Source organism: Bradyrhizobium yuanmingense, assembly GCF_025200905.1.
In the GTDB taxonomy this organism is placed as follows: Bacteria; Pseudomonadota; Alphaproteobacteria; order Rhizobiales; family Xanthobacteraceae; genus Bradyrhizobium; species Bradyrhizobium yuanmingense.
Map to the genome: position 1 here is coordinate 407,736 of NZ_CP104173.1, position 17,282 is coordinate 425,017.

Here is a 17,282-nt window from a genome sequence, read left to right on the forward strand (position 1 = left end):
TAATGTACGCGCGCCAACCGGCGCCTTGCGGAGATTCCCAGGACATCTCGCAACAGCTCTTCTTTTGCCACTATCCCGAGCCAGGTTGGTGCAAACCGACAGAACAGGGAGGCAGTGCCATGACGATGAGGCCGGATCCCACCTTTCACGCCTCGCCCAAGCTTGCGATGGAAGCGCCTGCGGAGAACTTTGCTTACACCTTGCTGCTCAGTCCGGATTTCTCAAAGCCGGATGCTCTCGCGGTCATCGACGTCAAGCCGGGATCGCCGACCTATAGCCAGATCGTCCACACCGTAACGATGCCCAACAAGGGTGATGAGTTTCACCATTTCGGCTGGAATGCTTGCTCCTCCGCCCTGTCGCCGCTCGCCGGACACGCCTTCATCGAGCGGCGCTATCTCATTATCCCCGGGCTGCGCTCGTCGCGGATCTACGTGATCGATACCAAGCCCGATCCGACGAAGGCCAAGATTCACAAGATCATCGAGCCAGAGGAGGTCTTCAAGAAAACCGGCTACTCGCGGCCGCACACGATCCATTGCGGGCCAGACGGCATTTACGTGAGCACGCTGGGTGGCGGTGGCAAGGACGGCACCAACGGATCTCCGGGCGTCTTCATCATGGATTGCGAGACGTTCGAAGTTCTTGGACGATGGGAGATCGACCGTGGCCCGCAGACGCTGCATTATGATTTCTGGTGGAATCTGCCGCGCGATTACATGGTGACGAGCGAATGGGCGTTACCGCCGCAGTTCGAGAACGGGATCGTCCCGGAAGATCTGCTTGCGAACAAATATGGCCATCGTCTCCACTTCTGGGACCTTCGCGCCCGTCGCAACGTCCAGACCATCGACCTCGGCGCCAATCATCAGATGGCGCTGGAGGTGCGCCCCGCGCACGATCCGGTTCGCGAGTACGGCTTCGTCGGTGTCGTGGTCGACACCACCAACCTCGAAGCGTCGATCTGGACCTGGTGGCGCGAGGACGGAAGATTCCATGCCGAGAAGACGGCGACGATCCCTCCCGAACCCGCGCCCAAGGAGAAGCTGCCCCCGCTGCTGCAGGGATTTGGCGCCGTGCCGCCGCTGGTGACGGACATCGACCTGTCGATGGACGACCGGTTTCTCTATGTCTCGTGCTGGGGCACGGGTGAGATGCGCCAGTACGACGTCAGCGATCCCAGAAAGCCGAAGCTTGCGGGCTCAGTCCACATCGGCGGCATCGCGCGCCGCACGCCCCATCCGAACGGCAAGCCCTTTGCGGCGGGTCCGCAGATGGTCGAGATCAGCCGCGACGGCCGGCGCGTGTACTGGACCAATTCGCTTTATTCCACCTGGGACGACCAGTTCTATCCCGACGGGGTTCCGGGCGTGGAAGTCATGGCCAATGTCGGTCGCAACGGCGGCCTCGAGCTCGACAAGGACTATTTCGTGAGCTTCCCCGACGGATATCGTGCGCACCAGATCAGGCTCGAGGGCGGCGACTGTTCGACGGACTCATTTTGCTACCCGTCGGTCTAGATGGCACGCAGGCGAGCCCGGCCCTTGGCTGGCTGTGGCTCGCGCTTGTTGCGAGCGGTCTCTACCACGGGGTCAATCCGGGAATGGGATGGCCGCTCGCCGTTTCGGCCGGGCTCATGGACAAGAGCCCCCTCGCGCTCTTCCGTGCATTGTGGGCTCTGGCGGCCGGGCACCTCCTGGCAACACTTCTCGTGCTGCTGCCGTTCGCCTTCCTGCTCGTACTGGCCGAATGGCAGCGTCCAATCCAGATCGTCGCGAGTCTTTTCGTCATCGGCTTTGGCGTCTACCGGCTGATCGACCGGCGTCATCCGCGGGCGCTGGCACGAATTCCGCCGACGCAATTGGTGCTCTGGTCATTTGCCGTCGCCATCGCTCACGGCGCTGCCCTGATGCTCGTGCCGATCTATCTCGGGCTCTGTCAGGCCTTCGAGCTCGATGCCGGCCATCAGGCGGCGGGCGCGCTGATGACGGCAAATCTCGGGATGGCGGTGCTGGTGTCGCTGGTGCACGTTGCCGCCATGGTCGGCGCCGGCGGATGTCTGGCGTGGCTGGTCTACCGCCATCTGGGACTGAGGTTCGTCTCGCGAAGCTGGTTCAACCTGGATGCAGTCTGGGCGACCAGCCTCGTTCTGGTTGGCGCAGTGGCGCTCGCTTTCAATCTTGCGGCCTCGCGCTGAGGTCTACCGCACCAAAGCCCACTCGCCGATGATGCGAAACCGCGCCTTGGCATCATCCTGCCTGAACAGCGCAATGCGATCGATCGCGAGCGTCTCGATCCCCAGCGCCGCAAACCGTGTTCGCAGCATCTGAAGGATCGGCCCGCGCCGCTCCGCATCCAGCCGCCCCGTCAGCGTCATGTGGAAGCGGAATTCTTCCATCACGTAAGGATAGCCCCAGCGGTCGAGATAATCGCGCTGCCGCTCGCTGAGCTTCTCCGGCTTGCGCCGAGCGCGATCTTCCGCCGTCAGCGCGGCGCGAAACGGGTCGAACTCGCGAACGCAATCAGCGGCAAGTTGCTGGAGCGCTTCCATCGGCTCGGCCGGAATAACGGCAATGAAGCCGCTGATGGCATCGACCATCGGTCGGATTGCCGGGATTGGCCGTGTCTTGCCCGCGAAGGCCGCGCAGGCGGCCATCAGCTCGGCTTCGGTCTTGCCGGGCGCCAGCGCCATCGGCGCCTTCAGCGTGGCGTGAAAGCCGTACTTGCGGGGATCGGCGCTGACCTCGCGCCAGTCGGGCGCGGCGTGCAGCGCCTGCTCTGGAAACGAAATCTCGCCGCCGCTGTAGGCGTCATAGCCGAGCAGCTCGGCGCCGAAGCGGGAGAGGGCGCTGTCGCGGCCTGCGGCATAATAGATCGCGTAGCGGGGGAAACCTGTCATTGCCTCAGCATAACCAATTTACGCCGCGACGACAGTCTCGCGCGGCGCCGCCATTGCGGTGAGCAGCCGCGTCGCGTCGGTGAGATGCACGAGCCTGCCGCCTGAGATCACCGCGATCAGCCGCGGCCGCAGCTCCACGCTGTCGTCGACGAGGAGAATGTCGGCGCGGCGTCCCTCCGCGAGCAGGCCGCGATCGGTGAGGCCGGTTGCCCGCGCCGGGCCGGCGGAGACCAAATCCCAGGCCTGAGCCAGAGGCATCACGCCATCGGCGGCCAGGCGGAACGCGGCGAGCAGCTGCGCGGGATAATAATAGTCCGACGCCAGCACCGAGCAGAGCCCCTTTGCGATCATGTCGGAGGCCCTGGTCCAGCCGGTGTGGCTGCCGCCGCGCACGACGTTCGGCGCGCCGTAGACGATGGCATCGCCGTGGCTGGCCGCTGCGCGCGCCGTCTCCTCGTTGATCGGAAACTCCGCGATCAAGGCGCCGAGCTCGCGAAAGTCCCGGCGCATCGCCGGGCTCGAATCGTCGTGCGAGAGCATCCGCACCTCGGCCCCGCGGGCCGCAGCGGCCAGGCGTGACACCGAGGCGGGCACCTCGTCGGCGCGCGAGACCACGCGCTCGACCAGCCGGTCGAATTCTTCACTCGACAGACCGGTGCGCTCCACCATGCGGTTGCGCTTGCGTGGGTTGGAGATGTCGGCAACGACGCCGTCCATATGATCGTTGAAGGCGAACAGGTCGACGCGGCCCTCGCTGAGCCACTGTGCGATCTCCGCTTCGGCATCGAGATTGAAGGTCTCGTGCCGCAGGTGGAAGCGGGTGTCGGCAGCGAACTGCGGACGCTGCCGCTCGATCGCCTCCATCAGGCCGCGCGCATTGTCGGCGCTTCGCAGGCCCGGCTCCCACGAGCAGGTCGTGGCGTGAAACACGGTGGTGATGCCGTTGCTGATCGCCTGGCGGTCGCTGTCGGCGAGCGCGACGTCGATCGGAAAGTCGACGCCGGCGCGCGGCATCATCTGCCGCTCGAAGGCATCGCCATGCAGATCGACGATGCCGGGCAGCACCAGCAGGTCACGGGCATCCAGTGCCAGCCGCGCCCGGCCGCGAGAAGCATCGACCTCTGCAATGTCTGTTCCGGAGACGAGAAGGGAGGTTTCGACGAGCTCGGCGCCGATCAGGGCCCGGCCGCCTTCGATGAATATGTCTGTCACGCGACCGCGCTTCGTTTGCTGGCAGGAGAATTGGCGAGTGAGCTCGCTTTTGCTTCGTATGCCGAGAGGAAATCTTCAATCCCGAGCTTGCGGAAATTGGGCAGCGCCTCGCGCAACTTGTCGTGATCCCAGTCCCACCAAGCAAGCCTTGCGAGCCGTCCGGCGATCTCCTCCGAGAATCGCCGCCGCACGATGCGGGCCGGATTGCCGGCGACGATGCTGTAGGCCGGCACGTCCTTGGTGACGATCGCGCCGGCGGCGATCACCGCGCCGGTGCCGATGTTGCGGCCCGGCAGCACGATCGCGCCATGGCCGATCCAGACGTCATGGCCGATATGAACGTGATGCCGGCGGCGCCAGTCGAAGAACTCGAGATCGTCGCTCTCACCTTCGAAATAGGCGCTGGATCGGTAAGTGAAATGCGCCTGAGTGGCGCGATGCATCGGATGGTTGCCGGGATTGATGCGAGTCATCGCCGCGATCGAGCAGAACTTTCCGATGGTGGCGTAGGTGATCTGCGCATCGTTCACGACATAGGAATAATCGCCCATCGCCACTTCATGCAGGATCGTGCGCGCGCCGACTTCGGTGTAGGCGCCGAGCCTGGTCTCATGCAGCTTGGCCGAGGGATCGACGGTCGGCTGAACCGAAAGAGCTTTGGCGGCCATGTTGCATCCGAAGTGCGAGGGCGGGAGTCTTTCTTCGAGCGGCCGGATGACGGTGTCGTGACAATGAGATGACAGGGGATGACGTGCGTAGGATGGCCGCACTGCAGCAGCCTTGTCACACAAGTGTTAACCACGGGCGTTAGCGGTTGGCTCCAGCTACTCTGGAGCCCCTCGATGCTGGTGGTTGAAGGTCTGACGTGTCGCTTCGGCGCGAAGGCCGCTGTGGACGATGCTTCGTTTCAAGTTTCCCCTGGCGGCTTCGTCGGGGTGATCGGGCGATCCGGCGCCGGCAAGTCGACATTGCTGCGGTCCATCAACCGCCTCATCGAGCCCTCCGAAGGCCGCATCCTGTTCGAAGGCGTCGACGTCACCGCGCTGCGCGGCAAGGAGCTGCGGCAGTGGCGTGCGCGGTCGGCGATGATTTTTCAGCAGTTCAACCTCGTCGGCCGGCTCGACGTCCTCACCAATGTGCTGATGGGGCGGCTGTCGACGGTGCCGACATGGCGGTCGCTGCTGCAGCTTTGGCCCGAAGAAGACAAGGCCATCGCGATGTCGGCGCTCGAGCAGTTCGACATGGCTGCCATCGCGGCCCAGCGCGCCGACCAACTCTCGGGCGGTCAGCAGCAGCGCGTGGCGATCGCGCGGGCGCTGGTTCAGCAGCCCGACATTATCCTTGCCGACGAGCCGATCGCCTCGCTCGATCCCCGCAACACCAAGATCGTGATGGATGCGCTTCTGCGCATCAACAAGCATTTCGGTATCACCGTGCTCTGCAACCTGCATTCGCTCGATCTCGCCCGCAGCTATTGCGACCGCCTGATCGGCATGGCGGCCGGACGCGTGGTGTTCGACGGCGCGCCGGCGGCCTTGACCGATCATATCGCGCGCGAGCTGTACGATCTCGAGGCGAATGAAGTCATGGATGTTGCGCCCGCGGATGCATCGGTCGGCACAGCAGTTCCTGCCCTCCGCACGGTTGCCGTGGCCTGATCGCTGCTTCTTTAAATCGAGCCTAGCGCAGAGCCGGAACTCGACAGTTTCATAACCTTGAAATGGGAGACGTCATGATAGACCGTCGTACGATCGTTGCCGCTGCGGCGGCCCTGGCATTTTCAGTTTCAGCCGCTGCGGCGCAGGACTGGAAGGCGAAATATCCTGAGTTGATCTTCGCAAAAGTCCCCGACGAGAATGCCTCCGGCACCACCAACCGCTGGACGCCTTTGACGGAGTACCTGTCCCGCGAGCTTGGAACGAAGGTCACGCTGCGCATCGCCAATGACTACGCCGCGGTGATCGAAGGTCAGCGTGCAGGAAACATTCACATCGCGATGTACGGCCCGGCGTCCTACGCGCGTGCCTACATCATTGGCGCGAAGGTCGAACCGTTCGCGATCGAGGTGAACGGCGACGGCACCAAAGGCTATTACTCGGTTCTCTATGTCAAAAGCGATTCGAGCTACAAGGACATCAAGGACCTGCAAGGCAAGAACCTCTGCCTCGTCGATCCCAACTCGACTTCCGGCAACAACGTGCCGCGTTTCGCGATGAACAAGATGGGCATAGACCCGGAGAAGTTCTTCGCCAAGGTGGTCTACTCGGGGAGCCATGAAAACGCGGTGATCGGGCTTTCCCAGGGCACCTGCGACGCGGCGTTCAACTGGTGGAACGACGAGAAGGAATCGAACCTGCTCCGGATGGAACGGAAGGGCATGGCGAAGGCCGCGGATTTCAAGATCATCATGAAGTCCGAGCAGATCGTGAACTCGCCGATGGCCTATCTCAGCAGCCTGCCTGACGACCTCAAGGCGGCGATTAAGAAAGCAGTGCTGGAAATTGCGGTGAAGGACAAGGCGGCTTTCGACAAGATTTACGAGGGGAAGCAATTGCCCTACGTCGAGGTCGACCACAAGGCGTATGACGCCGTGATCGAACTGACCAAGTTTGTCGACAGCATTCGCAAGCAGAAATCCTGAGGGAAACGAAGGGTTGGACAAGTCGGGCAGATCGCAAGATCTGCCCGTCGGCTCTCGCGAACATCCCATGCGAACAGCAGTTCCCGAATTTCCGGAAGCCAGGCTGCGTGAGCTTGGCGATCGCTATGCGGCCGCAATTGCCGCCAAGCGCCGCCGCGTATGGCTCGGTGCCGCCGTCCTGATCGCCGTTGCCATTGCCGCGGGCTGGATGGGCGAGGTCAGTCTCGGAAATTTTGTCGAGAATTTCTGGCGCTTCCCGGCCTATTTCCTCAGCATCGCACCCAAATTTTCGTTCGCGACCGCATGGAGCGATTTGGCGGAGTGGCTGTGGGGATTGCCGCGCTGGGCACGGCTTCTCGGGGATACGTTGCTGATAGCCTATATGGGCACCCTCTCGGGTGCGCTGTGCGGTTTTGCGCTTTGCTTCCTCGCCTCGGCCAATCTCGTGAAATCAGGAACGACTGTTTTCGTCACCCGGCGCGTTCTGGAGTTTTTCAGGACCGTGCCGGAGATCGTGTTTGCCCTGATCTTCGTGCTGGCCTTTGGTCTCGGGCCGCTGCCGGGCGTTCTGGCGATTGCAATCCATACCGCCGGAGCGTTGGGCAAGCAATTCGCCGAGGTTGTCGAGAACATCGACAGCAAGCCGGTCGAAGGGGTGGCGGCAAGCGGGGGCAGCTGGGTTCAGGTTGTTCGGTTCGGCGCGTTGCCTCAGGTCCTCTCGAACTTCGTGAGCTATGCCTTGCTCAGGTTCGAGATCAACGTGCGTGGCGCGGCCGTGATGGGCTTCGTCGGCGCCGGCGGGATCGGCCAGGATCTGATCGAGGCGGTTCGCAAGTTCTACTTCACCGACGTCAGCGCCATCCTGCTGCTCATCGTCCTTACCGTCATGTTGATCGACTTCCTGACGGAACGGTTGCGACACCGCCTGCTCGGGCTGGAGGGAAGCACCCGATGAGCTCCTTCAGTTTTGAAAACCGGACCGGCATTGCCGAACGGTATCCCGACGTCTTCCGGACCGATTGGTGGCAGCGGGGAAGGATCGCAATACTCGTCGGCGGGACGGTCGGGCTGTTCCTGTTCGGGATCGTCCAGCTCGATATTCCCTTTAATCGGCTCTCCCAGGGCATGGTCAGGCTGGGCGAATTCGTCCAGCTCATGTTGCCGCCCAGCCCGGGTTCTTGGGCGGAGGTTCTGAAATATCTGCATGCGCTCGGAGAGACGGTGTCGATCGCGTTTCTCGGCACCCTTGGCGGCGCGCTGCTCGCGCTGCCGGTATCCCTGCTGGCGGCGCGCAACGTGGTTGCAAACCGGATCATCCGCCTATTGACGCGTCGTGGCCTCGATACCATCCGGGGGGTCGACACTTTGATCTGGGCACTGATCTGGGTCGGCGTCGTGGGGCTGGGGCCGTTTGCCGGCATCCTGGCCGTGATCTGCAGCGATTTCGGAACGTTCGGCAAGCTGTTCTCGGAAGCGATCGAGGTCGCCGACAAGAACCCCGCGGAAGGCGTTCGGTCATCGGGCGGCAACCATCTCCACAGCGTCCGCTTCGGATTGCTGCCGCAGGTATTCCCGGTCTTGCTGAGCCAGGTGCTCTACTATTTCGAGTCGAATACGCGATCGGCGACGATCATCGGAATCGTTGGCGCTGGCGGCATTGGCCTTCAGCTTGCCGAACAGATCCGGGTGCTGGAATGGCAGAAGGTATCGTTTCTGATCCTGCTGATCCTGGTAACTGTATCGTCGATCGACTGGATTTCCGGCAAGCTGCGCTTCGCGATCATCGGCAAGCGGACGGTCGCCTAACGTCGTGCTGCAGTCTTATCCGTTCCGATTGGATCGGAACGGAGCTCTGATTTTTGTTTTGACGCGTTTTCTCGACGCAAATCGTTTCCACCCCGGATCAAGTCCGAGGGCAGGCTTCGCTGGAAAACGCTCTGATCTAAGCGTTCTCCACCAAAAACTCCACCCGCTCTGCCGCAAAGCGCGAGTGCTTCGTCACCAGCGGCTTGCCCATGAGATCATGGTCGGTGGCGTCGACCACCAGGATCGGCCGCCCCAGCGCCAGGTCGAGCCGTGCGGCGTCGCTCGCGTCGACGATCCCCGCGGTGATTCGCGTCGCACCGCGGCGATAGTCGCGCACGCCAAAATGCTCCAGCAGCTTCGTCATCGAGCGCGTTGCCGCGAACACGGCGCCCGCCTCCGGAAACCGCTCCGCCGATAGCCAGGTGGTGGAAACACAGATCGGCGTGCGGTCGGCGAGGCGAATCGCCTCGATCCGCACCAGCGGCGCGCCGGTCTTCAATCCCAGCTCTCGTGCGAGCTCGCGCGTCGCAACGTCATCGGTCGCCTCGATCAGCCGGCCATGCGGTTCGCGGCCATCGGCGCCGACGATCTCGGAGAAGCGCGTGCGCGAGCGCAAGGGATAAGCGAGCTTTTGCGCCTCGACATAGGTTCCGCTGCCGCGCTCGGCGCGCACCAGGCCGCGCTCGGCGAGGGCTGCCAACGCGCGCCGCACGGTGTGGCGGTTGACGCGATAGGTTTCGGCGATCTCCATCTCGCCCGGCAATTTGTCGCCGGCCGCAAAGCGGCCGTCGGCGATGCCGCGCTCGATGCCATCGGCCACGAGGCGCCATAGCGCGACGCCCGAGGAGGCTGTGTCCTGCATGCTCATGTCGCGGGAAACCTACTCCAGAAATCACAGCATTGTCACGAAACAGTCATGGCGCGTCCGTATGAAGTTGTCTATTATCATAGACAACTTCGACGCGGCAAGTTCTGTCAAAAAGCTCGGTGGACCAGGTGACCCAGCACAACGACCAGCAAGCCCAGCGCAAGGCCGCAATGGCGGTGCTGGCGCACGCGGAGGCGGGCGAGATCGCCGCTCGCCTCCGCAACTTGTCTCTCCCGGATCACCACGATCTGCGCACGCCGGAGAACGGCCTCGTCATGCTGCGCGGCCGGGTCGGCGGCGACGGCGCGCCGTTCAATCTCGGCGAAGCCACGGTGTCGCGCGCCGCGGTGCGGCTTGCGAGCGGCGAGGTCGGGTTCGGCTACACGCTCGGCCGCGACCGTGAGAAGGCGCGGCTGATCGCGCTGTGCGATGCGCTGGTGCAGTCCCGCGATTTCGGCGGCGCGGTGGAGCGCGACGTTATCGCGCCGTTGCGCGAGCAGCTTATGGTCAGGCGCAAGCAGGCGGCGGCAGCGGCCGCCGCAACGAAGGTTGATTTCTACACCATGGTGCGCGGTGAGGGGTGAGATCATGACCACGATTGCGGAACTGCCGCCGGGTTTCGCCGACAAGGTGCTGTCGGCGCAATCGACCTTTCGCTCGGTCATGGACGCCATGGCGCGGCCGGGCTCGGTCCAGCGCATCGTGCCGATGGCGGGCGCGCCAGGGCCGATGATGCGCGGCACCGCAGCGATCGCGCTGACGCTGTTCGATCACGACACGCCGCTCTGGCTCGATGCGCGGATGGCGGAAAGCTCGGACGTGACGAAGTGGCTGAAGTTCCACACCGGCGCGCCGGTCGTGCAGGATTCGTCGATCGCTTCCTTCGCGCTCATCAGTGACGGCGGCGCCTTGCCTGCGCTCGAGCGCTTCGCGTTCGGCACCAGCGAGTATCCGGACCGTTCGACCACGGTGGTCATCCAGGTCGACAGCCTCGCCGCCGGGCGCAGCTTCGAACTGCGCGGCCCCGGCATTGACGGTGTCGCCACGCTGCAGGCGTCGATCAAGCCTTTCGACCTGTTCGAGCGCCTGCATATCAACGAGGCGCTGTTTCCGCGCGGCATCGATGTGGTGCTGGTCGCCGATGACGCTGTGGTCGCGATCCCCCGCACCACGCGAATAGTGAGCAAGGGAAGCTAGAAGCATGTATGTCGCAGTCAAAGGCGGCGAACGCGCCATCGAGAACGCCCATCGCCTGCTCGCGCATAAGCGGCGCGGCGACCAGAGCGTTGCGGAAATCACGCTCGACCAGATCTCGGAGCAGCTCGGCCTGGCCGTCGATCGCGTCATGAGCGAAGGCTCGCTCTATGACCGCGAGCTCGCGTCGCTTGCGATCAAGCAGGCGCGCGGCGATTTAATCGAGGCGATCTTCCTGGTTCGCGCCTTCCGCGCCACGCTGCCGCGCTTCGGTGCCAGCGAGCCGGTCGACACCGGCACCATGCGGGTGCAGCGGCGGGTGTCGGCGACCTTCAAGGACATTCCCGGCGGCCAGATCCTGGGGCCGACCTTCGACTACACGCACCGCCTGCTCGATCCATCGCTCGCCCAAGGTTTTGTGCCGGAGAGGCCGGCTGCGGCCGAAGCCTCCACCGCGCCGACGCCGCGCGTGACAGACATTCTCGGGCGCGACGGGCTGATCGAATCATCGCCGGAAGCCGAGGACGGCGCCAGCGTCGGCGATCTCACCCGCGAGCCGCTGAATTTCCCCGCGGACCGTGATTTGCGCCTGCAAAACCTCGCGCGCGGTGACGAAGGCTTTCTGCTCGCGATGGGCTATTCCACCCAGCGCGGCTACGGCCGCAACCATCCCTTCGTCGGCGAGATCCGCTTCGGCGAGGTCGAGGTCGAATTCGTCGCGGAAGACGTCGGCTTCGCCGTGCCGCTCGGTGCGATCGAGCTCACCGAGTGCCAGATGGTCAACCAGTTCAAGGGCTCGGCGACCGAGGCGCCGTGCTTCACCCGCGGCTATGGCCTCGCCTTCGGCCAGAGCGAACGCAAGACCATGTCGATGGCGCTGGTCGACCGCGCATTGCGCGCCCGTGAGCTCGGCGAGGAGGCGCTCGCACCGGCGCAGGACGAGGAGTTCGTGATGTCGCATTCGGACAACGTCCAGGCGACCGGCTTCGTCGAGCACCTGAAGCTGCCGCACTATGTCGACTTCCAGTCCGAGCTCGGCCTGCTCCGAAAGCTGCGTCAGGAGTTCGCCGATGCCAATGCGCCCGATGCCATGAAGGAGGCCGCGGAATGAACGCGCCCGCCTACAATTTCGCCTATCTCGACGAGCAGACCAAGCGCATGATCCGCCGCGCGATCCTGAAGGCGATCGCCATCCCCGGCTATCAGGTGCCGTTCGCCAGCCGGGAAATGCCGATGCCCTATGGCTGGGGCACCGGCGGCGTGCAGGTCACGGCCGCGATCCTGGGGCCGCAGGACGTGCTGAAGGTGATCGACCAGGGCTCGGACGACACCACCAACGCGATCTCGATCCGCAAATTCTTCGCCAAGACCGCGGGCGTTGCGACCACGACGGCGACGGACGAGGCTACCGTGATCCAGACCCGTCACCGCATCCCCGAGACGGCGCTGAACGAGAACCAGGTGCTGGTCTATCAGGTGCCGATCCCCGAGCCGTTGCGCTTCCTCGAGCCGCGCGAGACCGAGACGCGGCGCATGCACGCGCTCGCCGAATACGGCCTGATGCATGTGAAGCTCTACGAGGACATCGCACGCTTCGGCCACATCGCCACGGCCTATGCCTACCCGGTGAAGGTCAACGCGCGCTATGTGATGGACCCGTCGCCGACACCGAAATTCGACAATCCCAAGATGGACAATTCCCCGGCGCTGCAATTGTTCGGCGCCGGCCGCGAGAAGCGCATCTACGCGATCCCGCCCTACACGCAAGTGGTGTCGCTCGATTTCGAGGATCACCCGTTCGAGCCCTACCGCTTCAACGCGCCCTGCGCGCTGTGTGGCGCGGAGAATTCCTATCTCGACGAGATCGTGACCGACGACAAGGGCGGCCGCATGTTCGTCTGCTCGGACACCGATTATTGCGAGGGCCGCCAGGGCGCCGGCCATCACGGCAGCCTCAGTGCCGCGCCGTACAAGGATAAGGCGCAGGAGGCCGCGAATGGCTGATCAGAATCTGGTCGAGAACGACGAGCCGCTGCTGGTCGCAAAATCCCTCAGCAAGTCGTTCGGCCGCATCAATGCCTGTCGCGACGTGTCGTTCTCGCTCTATCCCGGCGAGGTGCTGGCGATCGTCGGCGAATCCGGCTCGGGCAAGTCGACGCTGCTGCAAATGCTGTCGGGCCAGCTCGCGCCGAGTGCAGGCCATGTGTCCTATCGGATGCGTGATGGCGTCACCCGCGATCTCACGACGCTCGGCGAGGCCGAGCGCCGCTTCCTGTTCCGCACCGATTGGGGCTTTGTGCATCAAGACCCCGCGCAGGGCCTGCGCATGGCGGTCTCTGCCGGCGCCAATGTCGGCGAGCGGCTGATGGCGGTGGGGTGGAATCACTACGGCCGCATCCGTGAGACCGCGTCGGATTGGCTGACGCGCGTCGAGATCGACGTCGCGCGCATCGACGATGCGCCGCGCACCTATTCCGGCGGCATGCGCCAGCGCCTCCAGATCGCCCGCAACCTCGTTACCGAGCCGCGGCTCGTGTTCATGGACGAGCCGACCGGCGGCCTTGACGTATCGGTGCAGGCGCGCCTGCTCGATCTCTTGCGCAGCCTCGTCGCCGAGCTGAACCTCGCCGTCATCATCGTCACCCACGATCTCGCGGTGGCGCGCCTCTTGTCGCACCGCGTGATGGTGATGAAAGGCGGCCGCGTCATCGAGACCGGTCTCACGGACCAGGTGCTCGACGACCCGCGCGAGCCCTATACCCAGCTCCTCGTCTCCTCGATCCTGCCGCCATGAACTTTACGATATGAGCTTTCCAATGACCGCCATGATCGACATCACTGACGCCGGCAAGACCTTTACGATGCACCTGCAGGGCGGCATCGAGCTGCCTGTCGTGCGCGGCGTGACCTTCCAGGTCAATCCAGGCGAGTGCGTCGTGCTGTCGGGGCCGTCGGGCGCCGGCAAGTCGTCGATCCTGAAGATGATCTTCGGCAATTATCGCTGCGATAGCGGCTGCATCGGCATCCGCCATCGCGGCAAAGTGGTCGATCTTGCCACCGCCGAGCCACGCCAGGTGCTCAACATCCGCCGCTCCACCATCGGCTATGTCAGCCAGTTCCTGCGCGCGGTGCCGCGCGTCGCCACCATCGACGTCGTCGCGGAGCCGCTGATCGCGAATGGCATGAGCCGGACTGAGGCACAGGCGCGCGCCGGCGAGCTGCTGCATCGTCTCAACATCCCCGAGCGGCTCTGGCAGCTTCCCCCCGCGACCTTCTCCGGCGGCGAGCAGCAGCGCGTGAACATCGCCCGTGGCTTCATCTCGGAGCTGCCGATCCTGCTGCTGGACGAGCCGACCGCCTCGCTCGATGCGGCCAATCGCGCCGTGGTGGTCGAGCTGGTCGCTGAAAAGAAACGTCAGGGCGTCGCCATGGTTGCCATTGTCCATGACGACGAAATCCGTCATTTGATTGCCGACCGCATCGTCGACGTCACCGGCTTTGCCGCCGCGGCCTGAAGGAATGGGGAAATGAAGAAGGAATCCGTGATCGCCAACGCCAGGATCGTGCTGGCTGACCGGGTGATCGAACAGGGCTGGCTCGCGCTTGCCGACGGCCGCATTGCGGAGATCGGCGAGGGGACTGCGCCCGCGGGTGCCGAGGATGCCGGCGGCGATCTGATCATGCCCGGCCTGATCGAACTCCACACCGACCATCTCGAGGCGCATTACGTGCCGCGGCCAAAGGTGTTCTGGAATCCTGTCGCCGCCGTCATCTCCTATGACGGCCAGCTTGCGACCTCGGGCATCACCACCGTGTTCGATTCGCTCCGGGTCTGGCGCGAGGACGGCGCCGAGGAGGTCGATGGCCGCGCCGGCGTGCTCGCCGCCGCGATCACGACCGCGCGCGAGGCCAACCTGCTGCGCGCCGATCACTTCCTGCATCTGCGCTGCGAGATCCCGATGCCAAGCGTGGTCGAGGAGGCCAAGGAGCTGATCGACCGTCCCGACGTCAAGCTGATGTCGCTGATGGACCACACGCCGGGCCAGCGCCAGTTTCGCGACGAGGTCAAGCTGCGCGACTATTATCGCGGCAAGGGCGGCGGCAAGACCGATGCCGAGCTCGACGAGCTGTTCGCAAAGCGGTTCGAATATCAAAGGCTCTATGCCGCGGCCAACATGCGCGAGATCGTGGCGCTGGCGCATGAGTACAACATTCCGCTGGCGAGCCACGACGACACCACCGAGGAGAACGTCGCGGACGCCGTGCGCGACCGCGTCTCCGTCGCGGAATTCCCGACCACGCTTGAGGCCGCGCGCGGCCTGCACCAGGCCGGCATCGACATCCTGATGGGCGCGCCGAACGTGGTGCGCGGCGGCTCGCACTCCGGCAACATCGCCGCGGTCGATCTCGCCCGCGAGGGCCTGCTCGACATCCTGTCGTCGGACTACATCCCGTCGAGCCTTTTGATGGCCGCGTTGCAATTGCCCGAGCATGTGCCCGCGATCAGCCTTCCGGCCGCGGTCCGCACCGTGACGAAAGCGCCCGCCGAAGCGGTCGGCCTCACCGACCGCGGCGAGGTCGCGACTGGCAAGCGCGCCGATCTGATCCGCGTCCATGTCGCAGGCCACGTTCCCGTGGTCCGCAGCGTCTGGCGCGAAGGACACCGCGTCGCATGAGCGAGATGGCGGCCACGGGCGAAGGCGAGACGGGTGCGATCGGCCCCGGCCGGCTCGTGCTCGTGGTCGGCCCCAGCGGCGCCGGCAAGGATACCTTGCTGCGGCTGGCCCAGGCGGCTTGCAGCGACGATCCCGACATCGTCTTCCCGCGCCGCATCGTGACGCGTGCGTCCTCGGTCGATGAAGACAATATCGCGGTCAGTCCCGACGAATTCCGCCGCGCGTGCGAGCACGGCGACTTTGCCGTGCACTGGGAGGCGCATGGGCATTCCTATGCACTGCCGCTCGAGATCAACGACGACGTCCGCGCGGGCCGCACCATCGTTGCCAACGTCTCACGCACCGTGATCGCTGCCTTGCGCCGGGCCTATGCCAACGTCGTGGTGGTCGCGATCACGGCGCCGCCGGACGTATTGGCGCAGCGGCTTGCCGCGCGCGCCCGGAAAAGCGATGGCGACATCGCCGAGCGGCTGTCGCGCAGCGTCGATGACGCCTCGGCACACGCCGATGTCACCATCCTCAATGCCGGCAGCGCCGACTATCACAGCCGCCAGCTCGTGCGCGTGATCAGGAAGCAAGGCTGGCAAGATTAGTTGCGGGCAATAACACGGAGAGAGTGGAATGACGGTGATTGAAACGGTCGAGCAGCTGGAGGCCATCTACGGCGTCACGAACGATGCCTCGACCGTCAAAGTTGCCGACCACGTCACCCCGCTCTACCGCATCTTCATCGAGAAGGCGCCGTTCGCCGCGCTCGCCACCATCGGGCCCGAAGGCATCGACTGCTCGCCGCGCGGCGATCTGCCCGGCTTTGTCCGCATCCACGACCCCAAGACGCTGATGCTGCCCGACCGCCGTGGCAACAACCGGGTCGATTCCTTGCGCAATATCGTGCGCGACCCGCGCGTGTCGCTGATGTTCCTGATCCCCGGCTCGGGCAATGCGGTGCGGGCCAACGGCCGCGCGCATCTGTCGATCGATCCGGAGCTGCTGGCCTCGTTCAAGGTCGAGGGCAAGGCGCCGCGCAGCGTCATGGTGATGAACGTTGACGAAATCTACTTCCAGTGCGCCCGCGCCATCGTTCGCTCCGACCTCTGGAATCCCGACAAGCGCGTCGATCCGAAGACGCTGCCGACACCGGGGCAGATTCTTGCGGAGATGAGCGACAACAAAGTCGGCGGCGCGGAATACGACCGCATCTGGCCGGAGCGCGCCGCCGCGACGATGTGGTGAGTGAGCCGTCTCTTTCCACGATCGACGGAATCGTAGGGTGGGCAAAGGCGCATTTGCGCCGTGCCCAAGACCTGCCCAACGCGGCGAAGAAATCGAGGGCACGCCTCGCTTTGCCCACCCCACAGACGCCCGCGATGTGGTGCCGACCACTTCTGACCGCGCCAGATGAATCCGCCTGACGTCGCCTGAGCTGATCAGCTCTGGCGGCGCGCCCTGGTGCGCGCCGCCTTCTTCGCGGCGGCGGAGCGCACCTTGGCACCCTTGGTGTGGCTTGCCTTGCGCGCGGCGGCTGAACGGGACGCTGCGGTTCGGCGGCTTGCGGCTCGCTTGGCCTGTTTCGACAGCGCACTGCGCGATGCGGTCGATCGCGGTTCCTTCTTCAGAGCGTTCGTGGCGGCGCGCGATACTTTTGGCCTCCGCTTCGGCGTGCGTTTGCCCTGGCCGACCTCGTAAGCGTACTTGGCACTACGGCGCGTCGACTTCTTAGTGCTTCCCTTGCGCGGTGGCGGCAGATCGACACCGGCGCGACGCGCTTCGGAGAGGCCGATCGCGATGGCCTGCTTGGTCGAGCGTGCGCCGTGCTTGCCTTTCCGGATCCTGTCGATCTCGTCCTTGACGAATTCGCCGGCCTGCGTGCTGGCCGACTTGCCGGCGCGCTTGTCTTGCCTGGCTTTGCGAATGACTTCCTGTCTCGGCATGGTCCAGTTCCCTTCTTGAGTGAGAGGGATGTCTGACCGCAACGCGCAAGACGGA

General features: G+C 64.6%; 20 protein-coding genes. 15 read left to right on the top strand and 5 right to left on the bottom strand.

The features are described from left to right. The first annotated feature begins 119 nt into the window (after nt 1-119). Together N2605_RS01875 and N2605_RS01880 are read left to right on the top strand one after the other, a co-directional pair. On the top strand, nt 120-1,520 hold the full coding sequence (locus N2605_RS01875) for a selenium-binding family protein (RefSeq protein ID WP_260345671.1): 1,401 nt from the start codon (nt 120-122) through the stop codon (nt 1,518-1,520). An 83-nt stretch (nt 1,521-1,603) separates the two neighbouring features. Further along, entirely contained in the window at nt 1,604-2,197 is a 594-nt protein-coding gene (locus N2605_RS01880) for a hypothetical protein (protein WP_260345672.1), read from the top strand. Between the two features lie 3 nt (nt 2,198-2,200). Here the strand turns inward: N2605_RS01880 and N2605_RS01885 are convergent, their stop codons facing one another. From N2605_RS01885 to N2605_RS01895, 3 genes are read right to left on the bottom strand one after another with little or no spacing between them, the layout of a single operon-like run. Next, a complete protein-coding gene (locus N2605_RS01885) occupies nt 2,201-2,899 on the bottom strand; it encodes a DUF1045 domain-containing protein (protein WP_225189535.1) in 699 nt (232 codons plus the stop codon). Nucleotides 2,900-2,917: 18 nt separating this feature from the next. After that, entirely contained in the window at nt 2,918-4,111 is a 1,194-nt protein-coding gene (locus N2605_RS01890) for an alpha-D-ribose 1-methylphosphonate 5-triphosphate diphosphatase (RefSeq protein ID WP_260345673.1), read from the bottom strand. Continuing rightward, nucleotides 4,108-4,779 (bottom strand): LbetaH domain-containing protein, encoded by a 672-nt coding sequence (locus N2605_RS01895; RefSeq protein ID WP_036014415.1) that lies wholly within the window; start codon nt 4,777-4,779, stop codon nt 4,108-4,110. Before N2605_RS01895 ends, N2605_RS01890 begins: the two co-directional genes overlap by 4 nt. Nucleotides 4,780-4,953: 174 nt before the next feature. Between N2605_RS01895 and phnC the strand changes: the two genes are divergently transcribed. The 4 genes from phnC to phnE (N2605_RS01915) all read left to right on the top strand — a co-directional run bounded on the left by phnC (nt 4,954) and on the right by phnE (N2605_RS01915) (nt 8,558). Beyond that, nucleotides 4,954-5,769, top strand: coding sequence for a phosphonate ABC transporter ATP-binding protein (gene phnC, locus N2605_RS01900; RefSeq protein ID WP_225144940.1), 816 nt, complete (start codon nt 4,954-4,956; stop codon nt 5,767-5,769). A 74-nt stretch (nt 5,770-5,843) separates the two neighbouring features. Next, nucleotides 5,844-6,752: a phosphonate ABC transporter substrate-binding protein gene (gene phnD / locus N2605_RS01905; protein WP_109145405.1), complete on the top strand. Its 909-nt coding sequence runs from the start codon at nt 5,844-5,846 to the stop codon at nt 6,750-6,752. A gap of 67 nt (nt 6,753-6,819) precedes the next feature. Further along, complete coding sequence (phnE, locus tag N2605_RS01910; protein WP_225127160.1) at nt 6,820-7,707, top strand: phosphonate ABC transporter, permease protein PhnE; 888 nt, start codon at nt 6,820-6,822, stop codon at nt 7,705-7,707. After that, entirely contained in the window at nt 7,704-8,558 is an 855-nt protein-coding gene (gene phnE / locus N2605_RS01915) for a phosphonate ABC transporter, permease protein PhnE (protein WP_109145403.1), read from the top strand. Before phnE (N2605_RS01910) ends, phnE (N2605_RS01915) begins: the two co-directional genes overlap by 4 nt. 136 nt (nt 8,559-8,694) lie before the next feature. Here phnE (N2605_RS01915) and phnF read toward each other — a convergent pair whose 3' ends face one another. Continuing rightward, a complete protein-coding gene (gene phnF / locus N2605_RS01920; protein ID WP_225189536.1) occupies nt 8,695-9,426 on the bottom strand; it encodes a phosphonate metabolism transcriptional regulator PhnF in 732 nt (243 codons plus the stop codon). 119 nt (nt 9,427-9,545) lie between these two features. Here phnF and phnG point away from each other — a divergent pair, with 119 nt between their 5' ends. Genes phnG through N2605_RS01965 form a run of 9 tightly spaced genes read left to right on the top strand, consistent with a single transcriptional unit; the run spans nt 9,546 to nt 16,529 of the window. Continuing rightward, nucleotides 9,546-10,010, top strand: a complete 465-nt coding sequence (gene phnG, locus N2605_RS01925) for a phosphonate C-P lyase system protein PhnG (RefSeq protein WP_225144936.1) — start codon at nt 9,546-9,548, stop codon at nt 10,008-10,010. Between the two features lie 4 nt (nt 10,011-10,014). Next, nucleotides 10,015-10,623, top strand: coding sequence for a phosphonate C-P lyase system protein PhnH (gene phnH / locus N2605_RS01930; protein WP_260345674.1), 609 nt, complete (start codon nt 10,015-10,017; stop codon nt 10,621-10,623). Nucleotides 10,624-10,627: 4 nt separating this feature from the next. After that, nucleotides 10,628-11,731, top strand: a complete 1,104-nt coding sequence (locus tag N2605_RS01935) for a carbon-phosphorus lyase complex subunit (protein ID WP_225151939.1) — start codon at nt 10,628-10,630, stop codon at nt 11,729-11,731. After that, nucleotides 11,728-12,624: an alpha-D-ribose 1-methylphosphonate 5-phosphate C-P-lyase PhnJ gene (locus N2605_RS01940; protein ID WP_260345675.1), complete on the top strand. Its 897-nt coding sequence runs from the start codon at nt 11,728-11,730 to the stop codon at nt 12,622-12,624. Before N2605_RS01935 ends, N2605_RS01940 begins: the two co-directional genes overlap by 4 nt. Next, a complete protein-coding gene (gene phnK, locus N2605_RS01945) occupies nt 12,617-13,414 on the top strand; it encodes a phosphonate C-P lyase system protein PhnK (RefSeq protein WP_036014398.1) in 798 nt (265 codons plus the stop codon). The genes N2605_RS01940 and phnK overlap by 8 nt, the downstream gene beginning before the upstream one ends. Before the next feature lie 22 nt (nt 13,415-13,436). Further along, entirely contained in the window at nt 13,437-14,135 is a 699-nt protein-coding gene (gene phnL, locus N2605_RS01950) for a phosphonate C-P lyase system protein PhnL (RefSeq protein ID WP_193760573.1), read from the top strand. 12 nt (nt 14,136-14,147) lie between these two features. Then, the gene (locus N2605_RS01955) at nt 14,148-15,296 is read left to right on the top strand and encodes an alpha-D-ribose 1-methylphosphonate 5-triphosphate diphosphatase (RefSeq protein WP_128264913.1); all 1,149 of its coding nucleotides are present in this window, start codon (nt 14,148-14,150) and stop codon (nt 15,294-15,296) included. Then, complete coding sequence (gene phnN / locus N2605_RS01960; RefSeq protein ID WP_225151937.1) at nt 15,293-15,889, top strand: phosphonate metabolism protein/1,5-bisphosphokinase (PRPP-forming) PhnN; 597 nt, start codon at nt 15,293-15,295, stop codon at nt 15,887-15,889. Before N2605_RS01955 ends, phnN begins: the two co-directional genes overlap by 4 nt. A gap of 28 nt (nt 15,890-15,917) precedes the next feature. After that, a complete protein-coding gene (locus N2605_RS01965; RefSeq protein ID WP_036014393.1) occupies nt 15,918-16,529 on the top strand; it encodes a pyridoxamine 5'-phosphate oxidase family protein in 612 nt (203 codons plus the stop codon). Between the two features lie 194 nt (nt 16,530-16,723). On the opposite strand, the gene N2605_RS01970 is transcribed toward N2605_RS01965, so the two are convergent. Beyond that, on the bottom strand, nt 16,724-17,227 hold the full coding sequence (locus N2605_RS01970) for a DUF6496 domain-containing protein (protein WP_036026948.1): 504 nt from the start codon (nt 17,225-17,227) through the stop codon (nt 16,724-16,726). Nucleotides 17,228-17,282 lie beyond the last annotated feature (55 nt).